We start from the raw sequence: 16037 nt of genomic DNA, 5'->3' as shown, positions 1-16037 counted from the left end.
GCCTCTTTACTCGGTTGGTTCGGTCACATTTGGCGTGTCGGTGAAGGGCACGATACCGAATTCGGGATAGATTTCGGTCGGGAAATAGACCCGGCCATCCGCCATCACCATGGAGATCGTCTTGATCTCGCGCAAATCCTGTGTCGGATCACCCGGCACCAGCAGGAAGTCTGCCAGATACCCTTCCTCGATCAGGCCGACCTCGTCCCCGACACCCAGATATTCCGCCATGCCATGGCTGGCCCAGGCGAGAATTTCCGGCGGCGTCATGCCAATCCGCTGATAAAGCTCCAGCTCGCGATGATAGGTAAAGGAGCCCCCCAGATCCGTGCCAGGCACGATGAAGATGCCACGATCACGCATCCGCCGTAGCGTCTCGGTGATCTGCTCGAACGCGCCGCGGTAATTGATGTCATCCTCTTCGGACTCGATCGCCGCCCAGGCCGAACGGGCCTGACGCTGTGCATCGACCGGCAGATGATCGATATAATCGACTGTCCCCGGCGAAATCTCGCCATTGCGCGACAGGAGCAGGGCTTCATGAATCGCGAAGGTCGGATCAATCGCCACACCATTTTCGACCATCGCATCCAGCGTGGCCTGAACTGGCGCACTGTCGAGATCCAGCGCAGGAAGGCGGCGCAGGGCCGTCAAACGCAAGAGCTGGCGCGTGTCCTCGCCCTCTTCCAGCACCCAGCCCAGCATGACCTGATTGATGTGGGTCATCTCATCATAACCCGCCGCAATCATCGCATCCGCATTGGTGAAGGCGGGTACGTGCCCGGACACCCGCAGACCGCGCTCATGGGCCCGTGCAATCATCGCCGGCACCCATTCCGGCGTCATCGAATTATATATCTTGATCTGGTGATAGACGCCGGCATCGGCATAGAAATCGACCGCCGCAACAGCTTCTTCTTCACTGGAAACGATAATGCCATTGTTGGAGCTGTAATCACTCTGCCCCTCGATAAAACCCGACCGGTGGATGCGCGGTCCGGCCAGCTCGCCGGATTCAATCCGATCGACCAGGGCGCCCAGGACTTCATTATCATTTCCCATATCGCGCAGGGAGGTGACGCCCGCCGCGATATTCAGGAAAGCGGCGGTTTCGCCCATATGGCCGTGCATTTCGAAAAAGCCGGGCAGCAATGTTCCGCCCGCCCCGTCAATCTCGACCGCATTGGCTGGGGCCGCCATGTCAGCTGCCCCGATCGCGGCAATCCGGTTGCCCTCGACCAGAACCGATGCGGCCTCGCCGCGGGTTTCTGTCTCGGCATCGAAAATATGGACATTCCGGATCAGGACCGGCGCGTCATAATCGCGGACCACGCGGGACTGGATTTCTTCAAACCGCCGCGCGCCATAGTCTGCCGACAGATTGCGCAAGCGCTCATCCTCGCCTTCAAACCCTTCCGCCAGAATGGAAAAGCGCGGCGTTATCAGCCCCATGAAGGCCTCGCCCGACATCAGGAAATAGGTCGGGTTCACACTGGTTCCCGACATAGCATAAGTCATGGCGTCGACGGTTTCTTCGCCATTCGAAAGCGTCAGCGTCTCGATCGGTGCCATCCGCAACTCACCGCCCGGAATAGCGGGCAAGACACCGTCCTCGTCGGCGATCAGGGCGCGCGCGGCAATCGCCAGCCAGTACGGGCTGCCATCTTGCGGCACATAGAAGCCTGGCGACTCCATCACCGCCTCGTCAGACCCTGTCGCATCCGTCCAGCTCGCCTGGCTGTCGGTATAGCCATAGGTCTCGTTGACGGCATTGCCGAACGTCGTATTGCCCTCAACCGTCCAGCTGACCGGCAAGCCGTTTTCATCCAGCAGCACGCGCTCGCTGATCGTCGGACCCCGGCCATTATTGCGGAATTCGTATTCGACCGAATAGCCGTTCTCGATCTCGCTGATTTCCAGCGCACCGATCACCGTGCCGCCGACCATAATGGTGAAGACATCAGCTTCCGCGATTTGTGCGGTCCCGGAGTCTATCTCAGCCGTTTGCGTGCCGGTCGCTGGCGCCGGTGCCGTTGCTTCTTCTGCCGCTGGTGAACAGGCGGCAAGCACAAGGCCTGCGCTCGCCAACAGGCTTAATCTGATCGCATTCATGTCATTCTCCCCCGAAATCCTGCCGGGAGACTAGCAGGCTGATCTGGCGCTGTCGCGGTCGCGGAGACGCAAAAGTCAGGCCGGAAAATCAAAGCCTGCCTTGCCCTCGCGCGTCAGCGTGAAAACATAGGGCCGCGCCATGCGCTTCATATCCATGAAGCCCAGCACATTGTCGTCGTCCAGCTTGCGGAAAACGTCGTGAATGGGCAGCTGATCATAGCACATTGTGGCCGACAGCTTGCCGCGATACTCGGTCGTGCGCAGACGCGCGCGGCTTCTTGTGGTCTGCATATAGGCTTTCATCCCCCAGCGCAGGGACGGCAGCATCCAGTCCGGATAGTGCGGGGTTTTCATTCGCGGTCCCATCGGCATCTTGCCGGGGTCAGCGAAATATTTTCGGCCCTGCCCGTCGAGATGGACCAGCGGATGGACATTCTCTTCGTCAAGAAAAGTCTTGCCATACCAGCGGGCCAGCGCCAGCGATCCGTCCATATTGTGCCCGGTCGACACTTCCCGGCCCCACCATTCGCCAATCATGAAGTCAGTCGGGATGGGCTCCAGCCTGTCATACAATGACTCGGCCGCTTCAAAGCTCATGGAAACGGGATTTGTGTCATGGGTCATGGCGATATTAGGCCATGAATTGCAGGACCTGCCTAGCCGTTCTCTTGACGACCCCTCGCGCACGCAATCTATAGTCACACGCATCATTCTGTGGGGCGTGGGGACGAAATGCCAAGATTTTTCCTGATGTTGCTGGCCGCGATTGTCTTGGTCCCCGCTTCAGGGCGGGCATGGTCAGCGGACCCGTCCTGCCTCGCAACCGGGCAGCCCGGCGGTCGCTATCTCGCCTTCGCGGAAAGACTGCAGGAATTGTCGCCCGATTCTCTTCCCTGCATCATCGAAACGGATGGAAGCGTTGAAAACCTCCGCGGTCTGCAGGCCGGCCGTTTCGGTTTGGCCATAGCGCAGAGTGATCTGACCTATCACGCATTCAACGGCGATCACGGTTTTGATCGCTGGCGGGATTTCTCCGTGATCGCGCCGCTCTTTCCGGAATTTGTCCAGGTGCTGGTGCGTCGGGATGAAAACGGCATTTTCCTGCTGGGGGATCTGCGCGGCCAGACCATCAATATCGGTGTGCCGGGCTCGGGCGGTTTCATCAATGCGCGTGACGTGCTCGCGACTGCGGGCCTAAGAGAAGGCGTTGATTTTCTGCCCCACAATCTACCGGCAGCCGACGCGTTGGACGCTCTGGCAGACGGGACGGTGGATGCGGTCTTCCTGACCGCGAATGCAGGATATGAATACGATCAGCAGGCCTTTCGCCAGCTGTCGCTTCCGCCCGGCATCATCGCGGATCTGGCCAGCACAAACGTCTATTACGAAGCGTCGGAATTTCTCATTGAGGGGCAACAGGCCGACGCCCTTGCCGTCCGGGCCTTTCTCCTGACGCGCAATGATACGCCGCGCAGCGACATTCGCGCTCTGACACGGAGCCTGCTGGACCGCTGGGAAACACTTTCCGGAGAGTTTCCGGGCCTGCATAGTCCGGAGAATTTTCTGCTGCGAACCCCGCTGCCCTACAATGCCGCAGCAAGATCGGAGCTCGTCCGTCAGGGTTTCGCCAATCCGCCCCCGGCCTATGCGCTCTGGATCGCGATCTGGGCGACCATCCTGCTTTCCAGTTTTCTGGCCGTTTCCTTCCAGACGACATATGACCGCACGGGCACCAAACGTGAGCGGCGGGGACGATATGCCTATCTGCAAATGGCCGCCGATATCTGGGCCAGGCCCAGCCCCTGGGTCATCGGCATCAGCCTGTTTGTTCTGACGCTGCTGATCGCGCTCGTGGGCCTGAGATCAGCCGAAGCGGCGCATGCCCGCGCCTTCAATCTGGACAACCCCTTTGCGGACCTCACCCTGACCGAGGGCTTTATCTGGATGCTGACCTTCGTGGCCAGCGGCTTCACCGAGAACAATGCCTACCCCCTGAGTATTCCGGGCCGGATTCTGGTGGCGGTTCTGGCCTTTATCGGCGTCAGTGGACCGATTGCCGCGATCATCATCGTCGTCAATCTCTGGGGCAAACGGCGCGCAGAAAAGGTCGCGGGGCTGACCACAATTGGCTGGAAGGATCACATTCTGGTTTGCGGCTGGAACGAGCATCTCGACGGCGTCGTCTTTGCCCTCACCGGAAATGATGCAGAAACCGCCAAAAAGGTCTGTATTATCGGCGAGTCCGGTGACGCAACGCCGCTTCAGGACCACAAATTCGATCCCGGCAAGGTCCGCTTCCGGCGCGGCGATAGCGCTGATCGCGAAACACTCGAATACGCCAACGCCAAGCAGGCCAGTCACGCCATCATCCTGGCCGATTATGCCCGCCGCTCATCGCGCAATATCGGTGCGGTTCTGACGGCCATGAATCTGAAACGCCAGAATCCGGACATCCGCATTTCTGCGGAGCTGGCCTTCGATCAGAATGCTGACCACTTCGCCGCATTCGGCTGCTCGACCCTGATCACGCCGGACATCTTCATCGCCAAGGCGGCCTCGCTCTGCACCGTTCATCCGCTGATGATCGACTACCTTCTCGAAGTCCTGACCTATGACAGTTTCGACGAATTGTTCTCGATTGATTTCGCCGACCTTTGCGAAAGGAATAGCGACATCAAGGCCGGCATGACGACAAGCGAGCTGGAGGAATGCCTCTGGTCCTCCGGGGCCAATCTGGTCGGATTGGTTCAGGGAGATTTGCAGCGCGATGCCGTCTTCGACGCGGAAGTTATCGATGGCGGGCCGATCATTTCATTCACCCGGCGCGCCGGATACGCGCATGTTCTGGCGCCGCACGACCGTATTATCTACAGCGCCCATAAAAGAGATTCCGTGTTCAAGACACGCGGCTATCGCGACGTTCTCGATGCTCCGCCCATCGCGAAGGACAAATTCGTTTTCGAGCGAAGCGTCGGCAAACGGATATTGCTCTATGCGTCGCGATCACACCTGAGACGGCTGGAAGCCAATCTTCGGGCTTTCCATCTGGACGCGGATTTCCATTCCATCGCGATTGAGGACACGCCGTTTCTCACCGCCGGCTCACTCGCCGCGGCACTGCCACCGGATGTGGCCTTCGACCATATCCTCATTCTGGCAAATTCGGAGACCAAGCGGCGGGCCGATAGCGATACCGCCGTCCGGTCTGTGGACGCGGCCACCTTGCTGGCCACCAAGCTGCTGCGCGAACACGCCCGGGCCCGTGGCTGGGAGTGCGAGATCGTGTCCGAGGTATTGGCGCGCGAAGACCGCGACGCCTTCTCCGGAAAACATTCAATCGAAGCCTCGGAAGAGATCTCTTTGCGGCGTCCGTCCGCATCCACCGATCAGGGCGCCGGAGCCACCGCCATTGTGCCCAGCGCCACCCTGGTTGAGCGCTTCCTCGTCAAGGACGTGTTCGATGGCAACGCCATGCTCGACTTCCTGATCGCCGTCATGAACATGCGCGATGGCACGCATCTGTTCATGCACGAAATCGGTGAAGCGGACGCCCTGATCGGCGAGACCTATGCCAGCCTTGTCCGCACCCGCCATCCGGGGCTTCACCTCGTGGGCTGGCTTCCGGTTTCCAAACGCGGCGAACTGCGAAACCGGGCCGGCGATTTCGGATACCATTTCCGCACCTCATACGACTCGCGGATCGATCAGAAGGAAATCCGGGCCGGTGACCTGCTGGTTTTCACGATCTGCTTCGACATATGGGACGGCAAACGTCCAGGCGATGCAAACGATACCTAGCCCTTTGCGATCGCCGTGAAACGTGAAGTGAGCGCCGGAATCCACCGCGTCCAGAGCCGCCATCCCAGCAGCAGCGCAAGGATGCCCGCATGCACCAGCGGGCCGGGCTGCAAGCCTTTTTCCGCAAAGAAATGGTGAGTTACGGCAAGGATTGCCAGCGGATAGACCAGCATGTGAAGGCGTTGCCAGCGTTGCGCGCCCAGACGCCTGATCATGGAATTGAACGAGGTCACCGCCAGCGGCACCAGCAAGGCCAAAGCCGCCATGCCGAAGGTGATATAGGTGCGCTCGACAATGTCTTCCCACAATGCCGACAGGGAAAAGAAGAGGTCCGCGCCAAAATAGGCCAGCAAATGCAAGAGCGCATACCAGAAGGCAGCCAGCCCGATCCGCCGCCTCACCTGCAGGATCGGTGCCCAGCGCGTGATGTCCCTGAAAGGTGTCACGGCCAGCGAAATCAGAAGGATGCGTAGCGCCGTCTGACCCAGTAAATGATGTGTCGCGGCCACCGGCTCGAAACCGAGGTCATTATCCATTCCGGCCAATAGCAGACCCCACTGGCTGGCAATCCAGACAAAGGGCAGGACCAGCAAAAGCAGCGTTACCGGCTTCAGCCAGTGTCTGGCGAAGCTGCGCAGGAAGGCGGAACGTTGGGCCATCGGCTTTAGTAGTTTTCTTCCAGATCCATGCCGGCATAGAGCGAGGCGACCTCGTCATAGCCATTGAACATCTCCGTATCGCGCCGGGCAAAGGGACCGGCGCCGATGATCCGTTCGCTCGCCTGGCTCCAGCGCGGATGCGACCGGTTGGGATTGACGTTCGAATAGAAGCCGTACTCACGCGGTGCCGACTGTTTCCAGCTGGTTGGCGGTTGTTCGGACACAAAGCTGATCCGCGAAATCGACTTGATCGACTTGAAGCCGTATTTCCACGGCACCACCAGACGCATCGGCGCGCCATTCTGGTTCGGCAAGACCTCGCCATAAAGACCAACGGCCATCAGCGTCAGCGGATGCATGGCTTCATCCATCCGCAGACCTTCCTTATAGGGCCAGTCCAGCACCGGAAAGCGCGTGCCGCGCATTTCCGAACGGTTCAGATAGGTTTCAAACGCCACATAGCGGGCATCGGATGTCGGCCGAAAACGCTCCAGCACCGAGCTCAGGGGCACACCGATCCAGGGAATGACCATCGACCAGGCTTCGACGCAACGCAGACGGTAAATCCGTTCTTCCAGCGCGTTGAAATCTACCAGATCCTCGACGCTGAATGTGCCGGTCCGCTCGGCATGACCGTCAACCTGAACCGACCAGGGGTCGGTGGTCATCGCATCCGCATAGCGCGCCGGATCATCCTTGCCAGTGCCGAATTCATAGAAATTGTTATAGCCGGTGACGGCGTCATACGGCGTGAGATCACCATCCGTGACCCGATAGGCGGTCTCGGAAAAATCCAGCGACCCATTTGAAACACGCGGGGCGGCGGGCGTCCCGGCCGGCTCTTGCGCCGAACAGGCCGACGTCAGGCCGGTCAGGGCGAGCGCGCCACCCGCCGCCATGATCTTGCGGCGATTGAGATAAAGGTGCTTGGGCGTCACATCGTTTTCGGTGACGCCAGCGAGCGGTGGTCTCTTGATCAGCATGTCGGTCCCTTGTGTCGCGCAGTACTTGTGAGGGACATAGCACGATCAGGCCCCACGTCTCCCCGCCTTCCCGAATTGTGATCGGCCGTGAGGTGCCGCGAGCCGGGCGTGATCTATGCGCTACCGCTCCACCGTGTTCCGCGCGGTGACGGCAGCTCCGTCTGTAACAGCAGAAGATGGATACAGCACCACCCGGTCCCCGGCCTCGAGACCGGAGAGAATATGCGCCTGCAGTCCGTTATTGCGGTCGATCTCGACCCGCACCGGGCGGGCCCGGCCGCCTCTGACCGCAAACACGGCCCAATGCTCGCCATCGCGATAGAGCGCACTGGAAGGCACCACCAGCGCGTCGTCATCCTCCCAGATCACAATCCGGGTCACCACGCGATAACCATGGCCCAGCCCTGCGGGTCGGTCTTCGGGATTGGCAAAACGGATGACGGTATTCACGCGTTGCTCCTCGACGCCCAGCGCCGAAAATTTTGTGAAGCCCCAGGGGTCGACCCGGTCAACAATACCTTCGATGTCTTGGTCGCCTCCCCAATCCTCGATCAGCACGCGCTGGCCCGGAACAACCTGAACCGCGTCCGTGGACAAGAGCTCCACCAGCACTTCCAGGTCATGTTCAACATTGCCGATTTCCAGAATGGGAGACCCAGCCGGCAATGTCGTTTCGCTCTGCTGGATGAGTCGCAAGACCCGGCCCGACGCCGGCGCGTGAATCGGAATATCGGCAATCAGCTGCGGGGTATCGCCCGTATCGCCCTCCATCCCGTCCAGCATGGCGCGGGCATTGGCGAGCTCCGCCTGCCGGACAGACACGGCCGCTTCAGCCGTATCCATTGCAGCACTGGCAGACCGCGCTTCGCGGATCGCGCGATCCAGCGCCGCCTGGCTGGCAACTTCGCTCTCGCGAAGGAAGCGCTGGCGTTCGAGGTCCGCCTCCGCCAGTTCCAGATCCGCGACGGCGCGATTGCGTTCCGCCTGCGCCAGGCGAAGCGCCGCTTCGGCCGCGCTGACATTGGCACGCGCCTGCTCACGCGTGCGGACATCCAGAACGGCCGGATTGGACGGGGCCATATAGGCGACAATGTCTTCGCCGCGCAAAACGGGATCGCCGGGCTCGACCTCCACCCGGCGCAGCCGTCCGGCAACCGGTGTCGAAACGACATAGGCATCGTGAACGCGCGTACGGCCTTCCTCGGTTACGGAATCGATCATCGGCTCACGGACGACAACGCCGATATCGACGGGAATGGGCCGGGGCCAGAAAGCATAGACCAGAGCCGCTGCCAGAAAGATGACGGCGATCCCGATGAGCAGGGTGCGCGAATATTTCTTGATCATCTTCCCCTTATTCCCTCGATTTCAGAGCGGAGACGAGATCCGCACGGTCGCTGTCACGTTTGACCATCCAGCCGGAAAAGACCGATGCGGCGAGCACCGCCAGACCGGCCAGACCGAGACTGGCCGACGAGAACCCGGCCGGTATCTGATAAAGGTCCGTACTGAAGCCCTCTGCAATGGCATAACTCAGACCATAGCCCAATATCGCGCCGACCGGCAGCGCGATCAGGACGATCAGGCCCAGCTCGCCCAGCAGAACGAAGGCCGCCTCGCCCTTGGTGAACCCGATCACTCTCAGACTCGCCAGATCGTGCGCGCTCTCCGCATAGGCGATCCGCGCCGTGTTGAAGACGATGCCGAACGCGATGAGACCCGCAATCGCTGCCATGATGAAGCGCATCGCGCCGGCACCCTGATCCATCATTCGCTGGAAAGCCTCCCGCGCATCCTGCTTGACCGAAATCCCGGCCACGACCGGCATCGCGTCCAGCGCCGCATAAATGTCATCGCGATAACGCGAATCGATCCGCAAATAGGCACCGGATGTTCGGTTCGGCTCACCCATTGACCGGTTGAGCGCGCCAAGCTCCATATAGGCGGGAGAGCCCATCAGCGATTCCGCAATGCCGGTGACGACGAGCTCCAACTGGGGCCGGCGGCCCTGCCGCACATCGACACGGACGCGATCCCCCACGCCAACACCCAGAATATCAGCAAGGCCAGGCGAGAGCACGATCCCCTCCCCGCGCAAAGGTAAGGACTGGCCGTCAGAGTCGATCGCCCGGAATAGGCGCGCCTCTGGCGGAACGCCGAAAATACCGCCGCGATAGGAATTCACGCCATGGTGGAGAATCACGGCCACATTTCGGGCCGCTTCCACCTCGATCACACCATCAAGCTGGGCGAGCGCATGTAAGGTCCGGTCCGAGAGTGGCTCGATAAAGGTGACGGTCACATCGCTGCGATCAATGACGCTGAAAGTGGTGTCGACCGTTTCGTCAAACCCGGCCATGACCGACAGCATTCCGGCCGACAGCGCCATACCGGCGGACACCCCCGCAATCGCGCCAAGACTCCGGCCCGGATGGCGGATAAACCGGCGCAGCACCATGCGGGTGGGTTGATCCAGAACCTGCCGCAGAACGCCGCCAAAGCGGCCCGTGCCGCGATAATCCGGCGGCGTTGGCGGGCGCATGGCAACGGCCGGTGCCAGTGCAAAAATCTTTCGCAGGGCAAACAGGCCGCCAAAGGCGGCGGCGGCGACACTGGCCGCCACCGCGATAATGAAAGACGCCGGATCAATCTCGAAAACCAGAAACGGGAATTTGTAGTATTGCACATAGACCCCGATCAGACCGGCACCGGCCGCCAGTCCCAAAAGACAGCCAAGCAAAGCGCCGCCAACGGCGATGATCAGGATCAGTTTGAAGTAATGCGTTGTGACTTCCAGATTCGTGTATCCGAAGGCCTTGATGAGGCCGATTTGCTGTCGCTCGGCCTGCAGCAGACGGGAAATCACGATGTTCAACAGGAAGGCCGCCACGGCGAGAAAGATCGGCGGCACACCGGCGCTCGAAGCGCGCAGCCCGGAGATTTCTTCGGAGATGAAACGATTGGAAAACTGGTCTTCCAGCCCATAGGCGCCAATCGCGCCATAATCATCCAGAATACGGTCTGCGGCGGCCAGAACCGCCGGCAAGTCTTCCGCCCGGCCGATATCCAGCAAGGCTTCATTGAAGGCGCCGTCCAGATCATAGGCCGCTTCCATGGCCGTGCGGCTCATCCAGATTACGCCGAAACGGGAGTCATCCGGCACCAGTTCGCCGGGCGCGGTTGTATAGAGAAACTCTGGCGACTGGGCGATACCGACAATTTCAAAGGACCGCCGCGCGCCGTGCATCGTGGCCGACAACCGGTCGCCAGCCTCCAGCCCGTGCGCATCCGCAAAACTCTTTAAAAGCAGGATTTCATTCGATCGCCGGCGATCAATCTGACGGCCGGAAGTCAGAAAGACGGCGTTCAGACGCGGCTCGCCAAAATCCGGCAGGGAAACGGCCCGGGCCTGTACCGGCAAATCCGTGTCCGGCATGTCGATCAGCGCACTCCCGGCAATCCGCCCTTCAACCGCCGAAACTCCCTCTATGGCAGCCAGCTGATCCAGTGCCTGATCCGGCGCGCGTACCACAGGTGCAAATACGTCGGCGAGCCGGTAACGTTCATAGTAAGCGCGCCGTGTCTCATCGAGTGACTCGACCAGACCGGACATCATCACCAGCAACATGACGCCGACGGCGACCACCAGACCGATCGCAAGCGCCTGTGTCTTCATCCGCCACAGATCGCGCAGCAGCTTCCGATCCAGAGGGCTCACCATTCAATGTCCTCCGGCGCCAGCTTGGTGGCGTTGGACACGACCTCGCGGATCGCGCCATCGGAAAAATGAATGACCCGGTCCGCCATCTTCGCGGTGGCGGCCGCATGGGTAACGATCATCACGGTAGCGCCGAGCCGCTCATTCACATCCTTCAAGGCGGTCAGAACAGCCCGGCCTGTTGCCGAGTCCAGCGCCCCCGTCGGCTCGTCGCAGAACAGAACGGTCGGATTCTTGGCGATCGCGCGGGCGATTGCGACGCGCTGCTGTTCACCGCCCGATAATTCGGAAGGAAAATGCCCGGCACGATTGGCCAACCCGACAAGATCAAGCGCCGCCTCTGCCGTCATCGGATCTTCGGCAATCTCCGTGACGAGTTCGACGTTTTCATGAGCCGTCAGGCTGGGCATCAGATTATAGAACTGGAACACAAAGCCGACATGATCCCGGCGATAGCGCGTCAGTTGACGGTCCGTCATCGCCGTCAGCTCCTGGTCCAGAAACCAGGCATCGCCCGCCGTGGCCCGATCCAGTCCGCCGATAATATTCAACAGGGTGGATTTCCCGCTACCCGACGGGCCCAGCAAGACGACAAATTCACCTTCGGGAATGTCGAGATCCACACCGCGCAAGGCATGAACAGCGGTCTCGCCCTCGCCATAGACCTTGGTCAATCCCCTGGTGCTGAAGGCATTCCGGCTCACGGCAGGTGCGTCCTCGACCTCAATCCTTGCCAGTGTGGGGATTTTCGCCGCGCGCGCAACATGGCGGCGCTGCTGGGCTAGTCGCCAGAAGGACCGGCAGGATCAACCCAGAGCTCATGCTTGACCATGATGTCGGCAAACAGGGCAGACTCCAGATGCCCTGCCAGCCAGGTCTGCAAATTCGGCAAATCCTGAGCGTCAAACCAGTCGCGGTCGTGATTGGCGAATTGCCGGATGAAGGGGAATATCGCGATATCCGCCAGACTGATGGTGTCGCCAAATAGCTGGGCCTGTTCCGAAAGGCGCTGGTCCAGCGTCTCCAGAAAGGACCGCCCCGCCGTCCGGTGCGCAATCGCGTCCACATCGTCATAGCGATTGGGATATTTATAGCGGTCCAGATGATGTTTGAACGGACCGTCATTCTCCGCGATCAGATCAAACATGGTAGAGCCCGGTGAGAGCCAGTTCTGCGGGTCCTGCTGCGACAGGGCCCAGCGCATCACATCAAGGCTTTCCTCAATGACCGCGCCATCGGGCAGAACAACGACCGGCACGGTGCCTTTGGGCGACGCTTCCAGCATGGATGGCGGCTTGTCGCGGAGGAGGGTTTCGCGATGTTCCAGATGAATCCCCGCTACCTTCAGCGCCATCCGGCCGCGCATGGCATAGGGGCAGCGGCGAAATGAGTAGAGGATGGGGAGCGCGGCACTCACGTTTGCGCCTCGTCCTCATACTTTGCACCAAGGTGCTTCTCGCCCCGCAACGCTGCCAGCTCCTGCTGCTTCTGACGTTCGGCAAAACGGGCGCGTTGCTCGTCACTGGTCAGCCCGTGACAATGCGGACAGGACTCTCCCTTCACAAAAAGCGGGGATTTCAGATCCTCGGGCGCCAGTGGTTCGCGGCAGGCATGGCAGGACACGAACTCACCAACCTCCAGCCCGTGCTTCACAGCCACGCGGCGGTCAAAGACAAAGCATTCGCCTTCCCACAGGCTTTCGGTCTCCGGGATGGTTTCCAGATATTTCAGGATGCCGCCCTTGAGATGGAAAACCTCGTCTTCACCTTCGGCGAGCGCAAAAGCCGTGGATTTCTCGCAACGAATTCCGCCAGTGCAATACATGGCAATGCGGGCATTCGGCCGCGTCTCACGGAACTTCCGATACCACTCCGGAAATTCGCGAAAGCTGACCGTTTCGGGATTGATCGCCCCCTTGAACTGGCCGATCCGCACTTCGTAATCATTGCGCGTATCAATGGTCACGACATCCGGCGATGAAATCAGATCATTCCAGTCTTCTGGCGCGACATAGGTGCCCACCGCCTTGTTGGGATCAACACCCGGCACGCCGAGCGTGACGATCTCCTTTTTCAAGCGAACCTTGAGCCGGAAGAAAGGCTGCTCGTCTGAATAGCTTTCCTTGTGCTCCAGATCCGCGCAGCCCGGCAGGCCACGCAAGGCGGTCAAGACCTGCTCGACACCCGCTTCCGGGCCGCCAATCGTTCCGTTGATGCCTTCCGGCGCAATCAGAATGGTGCCAACCACATCATTCCGTGAACACACCTCAAAAAGCGCCTGTTGAAGCGGCTTGTCCGCAACCAAGGGCGTGAATTTGTAAAAGGCGACAATACGATATTCAGGCATGACTCGGCGGTCCGTCCGGCAACTGGCGTAACAATCCCTGTCCTATTGGGACGCTCCCGGCCTTGCAAGACTCGGTACGGCTTTCCTGCCGGAGACACGAGGCAGCTTCACAATAACATTCAGTATTGACTCTTTTTGAAAAGCACGACTTCCTTGCATCATCAGATATTGGGGGATGACATTGAAATACGTGTTCTTATTGGTCGCCTTTTGGGTCGCGGGATTCAGCCCGTCACTGGCGCAGACGCCCGAGATCGAGGAGCGGCTTTTCGTTGTCTTGAGTCCCGCCGAAGCCGAGCGGCCCGGCGCCGAGGAAATGCAGCGCCTTCAGGCCGGCCATCTGGCCAATATTCGCGCCATGGCAGAGGCTGGCATTTTGCTGCTTGCCGGCCCCACCCGCCCCCTCGCGGTTGAATCGACGCCGGCGGCCGGCATTCTCGTTTTTGCAAGCGCCGATCCGGAGATGATCGCACAGGCCGAAAGCATGCTGGCCGGCGATCCGCTGATTTCCGCCGGACTGCTGCGCGCAGATCAATACGTCCTTTTCTTTGAATCCGGCGACAATCTCTATGAACGCCGAGCACGGGAGCAAAACTGATGGAATTGAGCAATCTTTTGGGCGCCGGCATTGGCGGAATCGCAGCCTTTCTGCTGGGCGGTTTCTGGTATTCGCCGGCGGCTTTCGGCAAAATCTGGATGCCGGCGGCCGGCCTGACGGAGGCCCAGGTGAAATCAGCCAATGTCGGACGCATGCTGGCCATGACGATTCCGCTTTCACTGATCGCTGCGATTGTTTTTGCCGGCTTCCTGGGGCCGGAAACGGGAATCGGTTTTGGAACGGCCGCAGGGCTCGCAGCCGGCCTGTTCTGGGTCAGTGCCTCCTTCGGCATCAACTACACTTTCGAACAACGCCCGCTTGCCTTGCTCCTGGTGAATGGCGGCTATCACACCCTCCAGTTCACGCTGTATGGCTTCTTCATCGGGTTGATGAATACGCTGCTCTAATCCCGCGGATATTCGGCCACCACAATGGAAGGAAGCGACACGTTTTCGATGCGTGTCAAAACCTCTCCATGGTAGCGGACTTCCAGCCAGTCGAGCGGCTGATCAAGTCCAGAATGCAACAGGATGGCGGGCGCAGACTGGCTTCTCAGGCCGGTCGTGCCCTCCAACTCCCGGTAAAAATACCGCCCCTCGGCGCCGGCATGTATCTGTGCCCCGAGAAGCGGCGCGCCGGCCTCGGTAATGGCCAAGACCATAACACTCGGCAAGTTTGTATCCGTCGTATTGGTCAGAACGGCGTTGGGCAAGCCGTCCCACATTGCGGCAATGATGTCCTCATCACCGTCAAAATCGATATCCAGAGCGGCGAGGCCTGAAGCCCGGCTTTCCGCGTTGTTTTCAGCAAATCCGGCATATTCTGGCCCGGCGATCAGCTGGCCGTGGCGGTTTTCGTAAATCTGGATCGGACCATCATACTGGCTGACAATCAGGTCCAGATCTCCGTCGCGGTCCATATCCGTCCAGACCGCCGACCAGGACTGGAAAGCGCGTTCGGCGAGAGCTTCGTTTTCGACACGAAGGAAACACCCATCATCATTCCGGTACAGGCGGTCCGGCCCATCCAGCCGGGCGACGAACAGGTCCGGATCTCCGTCATTGTCAAGATCGCCAAAGCTCGCCCCGCCCGACATACCGGCATCTGTCAGCAGGTCGCACTCGGCGGTAGGACGCGTGAACACCCCAGCGGTGTTCAGATAGAGCCGGTCAGCGCCCGCAGGGCTGGTAATCAGAAGATCTGGATCGCCGTCGCGATCGACATCAGCAAAACTGCCGCCGCCACTGGACCAGGCCTCACGCGTCCAGGGAAACCGGGCATGATCCTCCACGACCACAAAACCGTCCGCGCTAAAGGCGATAACGCGCGCATTTCCCTGCACATCGAACAGATAGGCTTCCTGAAGACCGTCTCCGTCGGTATCGGCCCAGCTGCAATGATAATTATCGCCACCCGGAAGGCTGAGCCCGGAACTGCCATCGCCGGGACGCAAAATGCTGGCTTCGCCATGCTGATTGGCCTCCAGTTCATCCAGCAGGCCGTCGCCATCACCGTCGCCATAGCATAATCCGGACGTACTCGCCGGTGAGCCGGCCGGATGACCAGCGGCAACAAGCTCCGGTTCTTCTACGCGGAAGGCCAGATTCGGGCTCGATTGGGCCTGGGCAAAATGAATGGCCGTCGAGGCATTACCGCCTGGCCGCACGACATTCACACCACCCGCGACGCCTTCCGAGGCCGGAATGGCGTGGACATCGAAAGAAATCGGTTGGGTTTGATCAGTTACCTCCGGCGTCACGGCACAAGCGGCGACTCCGGCCAGTAGAATGGCAGACAAGCTATTATTGCGCATGGAAAATCCT

At 60.2% G+C, this 16037-nt stretch carries 13 protein-coding genes; 3 read left to right on the top strand and 10 right to left on the bottom strand.

The window, feature by feature from the left end:
• Positions 1 to 6 precede the first annotated feature (6 nt).
• The gene (locus P0D52_RS01350; protein WP_394693651.1) at positions 7 to 2112 is read right to left on the bottom strand and encodes an amidohydrolase family protein; all 2106 of its coding nucleotides are present in this window, start codon (positions 2110 to 2112) and stop codon (positions 7 to 9) included.
• A gap of 75 nt (positions 2113 to 2187) precedes the next feature.
• A complete protein-coding gene (locus P0D52_RS01345) occupies positions 2188 to 2736 on the bottom strand; it encodes a DUF4334 domain-containing protein (protein ID WP_394693650.1) in 549 nt (182 codons plus the stop codon).
• Between the two features lie 108 nt (positions 2737 to 2844).
• Between P0D52_RS01345 and P0D52_RS01340 the strand changes: the two genes are divergently transcribed.
• Positions 2845 to 5910, top strand: coding sequence for a TAXI family TRAP transporter solute-binding subunit (locus P0D52_RS01340; RefSeq protein ID WP_394693649.1), 3066 nt, complete (start codon positions 2845 to 2847; stop codon positions 5908 to 5910).
• Here the strand turns inward: P0D52_RS01340 and P0D52_RS01335 are convergent.
• The 7 genes from P0D52_RS01335 to P0D52_RS01305 form a co-directional block, all read right to left on the bottom strand.
• Positions 5907 to 6569 (bottom strand): sulfite oxidase heme-binding subunit YedZ, encoded by a 663-nt coding sequence (locus P0D52_RS01335; RefSeq protein WP_394693648.1) that lies wholly within the window; start codon positions 6567 to 6569, stop codon positions 5907 to 5909. The genes P0D52_RS01340 and P0D52_RS01335 overlap by 4 nt on opposite strands.
• Before the next feature lie 5 nt (positions 6570 to 6574).
• Positions 6575 to 7552: a protein-methionine-sulfoxide reductase catalytic subunit MsrP gene (gene msrP / locus P0D52_RS01330; protein WP_394693647.1), complete on the bottom strand. Its 978-nt coding sequence runs from the start codon at positions 7550 to 7552 to the stop codon at positions 6575 to 6577.
• A gap of 120 nt (positions 7553 to 7672) precedes the next feature.
• Complete coding sequence (locus P0D52_RS01325) at positions 7673 to 8899, bottom strand: efflux RND transporter periplasmic adaptor subunit (protein ID WP_394693646.1); 1227 nt, start codon at positions 8897 to 8899, stop codon at positions 7673 to 7675.
• Positions 8900 to 8906: 7 nt separating this feature from the next.
• Complete coding sequence (locus tag P0D52_RS01320) at positions 8907 to 11273, bottom strand: FtsX-like permease family protein (protein ID WP_394693645.1); 2367 nt, start codon at positions 11271 to 11273, stop codon at positions 8907 to 8909.
• Positions 11267 to 11974, bottom strand: coding sequence for an ABC transporter ATP-binding protein (locus P0D52_RS01315; RefSeq protein WP_394693644.1), 708 nt, complete (start codon positions 11972 to 11974; stop codon positions 11267 to 11269). The genes P0D52_RS01320 and P0D52_RS01315 overlap by 7 nt, the downstream gene beginning before the upstream one ends.
• A gap of 77 nt (positions 11975 to 12051) precedes the next feature.
• On the bottom strand, positions 12052 to 12687 hold the full coding sequence (locus P0D52_RS01310; protein WP_394693643.1) for a glutathione S-transferase: 636 nt from the start codon (positions 12685 to 12687) through the stop codon (positions 12052 to 12054).
• Positions 12684 to 13616: a rhodanese-related sulfurtransferase gene (locus P0D52_RS01305; protein ID WP_394693642.1), complete on the bottom strand. Its 933-nt coding sequence runs from the start codon at positions 13614 to 13616 to the stop codon at positions 12684 to 12686. Before P0D52_RS01305 ends, P0D52_RS01310 begins: the two co-directional genes overlap by 4 nt.
• A 190-nt stretch (positions 13617 to 13806) precedes the next feature.
• Here P0D52_RS01305 and P0D52_RS01300 point away from each other — a divergent pair, with 190 nt between their 5' ends.
• Positions 13807 to 14214: a YciI family protein gene (locus P0D52_RS01300; RefSeq protein ID WP_394694809.1), complete on the top strand. Its 408-nt coding sequence runs from the start codon at positions 13807 to 13809 to the stop codon at positions 14212 to 14214.
• Positions 14214 to 14621 carry a DUF1761 domain-containing protein gene (locus tag P0D52_RS01295; RefSeq protein WP_394693641.1) on the top strand — a complete coding sequence of 136 codons (408 nt, stop codon included), beginning with the start codon at positions 14214 to 14216 and terminating at the stop codon, positions 14619 to 14621. Before P0D52_RS01300 ends, P0D52_RS01295 begins: the two co-directional genes overlap by 1 nt.
• Here P0D52_RS01295 and P0D52_RS01290 read toward each other — a convergent pair.
• Positions 14618 to 16027: an FG-GAP repeat domain-containing protein gene (locus tag P0D52_RS01290; protein WP_394693640.1), complete on the bottom strand. Its 1410-nt coding sequence runs from the start codon at positions 16025 to 16027 to the stop codon at positions 14618 to 14620. The genes P0D52_RS01295 and P0D52_RS01290 overlap by 4 nt on opposite strands.
• Between the last annotated feature and the right edge of the window lie 10 nt (positions 16028 to 16037).

The sequence above is a fragment of the Hyphobacterium sp. genome (assembly GCF_043584775.1).
Taxonomy (GTDB): domain Bacteria; phylum Pseudomonadota; class Alphaproteobacteria; order Caulobacterales; family Maricaulaceae; genus Hyphobacterium.
Note: the sequence above shows the minus strand (reverse complement) of the source record. Positions and strands in the feature narration are given on the sequence as shown.

What these genes read in the sequence shown, in the direction of transcription:
- P0D52_RS01340 (WP_394693649.1), top strand. Translation starts at nt 2,845, where the DNA reads ATGCCAAGATTTTTCCTGATGTTGCTGGCCGCGATTGTCTTGGTCCCC.
- msrP (WP_394693647.1), bottom strand. Translation starts at nt 7,552, where the DNA reads ATGCTGATCAAGAGACCACCGCTCGCTGGCGTCACCGAAAACGATGTG.
- P0D52_RS01325 (WP_394693646.1), bottom strand. Translation starts at nt 8,899, where the DNA reads ATGATCAAGAAATATTCGCGCACCCTGCTCATCGGGATCGCCGTCATC.
- P0D52_RS01335 (WP_394693648.1), bottom strand. Translation starts at nt 6,569, where the DNA reads ATGGCCCAACGTTCCGCCTTCCTGCGCAGCTTCGCCAGACACTGGCTG.
- P0D52_RS01290 (WP_394693640.1), bottom strand. Translation starts at nt 16,027, where the DNA reads ATGCGCAATAATAGCTTGTCTGCCATTCTACTGGCCGGAGTCGCCGCT.
- P0D52_RS01320 (WP_394693645.1), bottom strand. Translation starts at nt 11,273, where the DNA reads ATGGTGAGCCCTCTGGATCGGAAGCTGCTGCGCGATCTGTGGCGGATG.
- P0D52_RS01350 (WP_394693651.1), bottom strand. Translation starts at nt 2,112, where the DNA reads ATGAATGCGATCAGATTAAGCCTGTTGGCGAGCGCAGGCCTTGTGCTT.
- P0D52_RS01305 (WP_394693642.1), bottom strand. Translation starts at nt 13,616, where the DNA reads ATGCCTGAATATCGTATTGTCGCCTTTTACAAATTCACGCCCTTGGTT.
- P0D52_RS01345 (WP_394693650.1), bottom strand. Translation starts at nt 2,736, where the DNA reads ATGACCCATGACACAAATCCCGTTTCCATGAGCTTTGAAGCGGCCGAG.
- P0D52_RS01295 (WP_394693641.1), top strand. Translation starts at nt 14,214, where the DNA reads ATGGAATTGAGCAATCTTTTGGGCGCCGGCATTGGCGGAATCGCAGCC.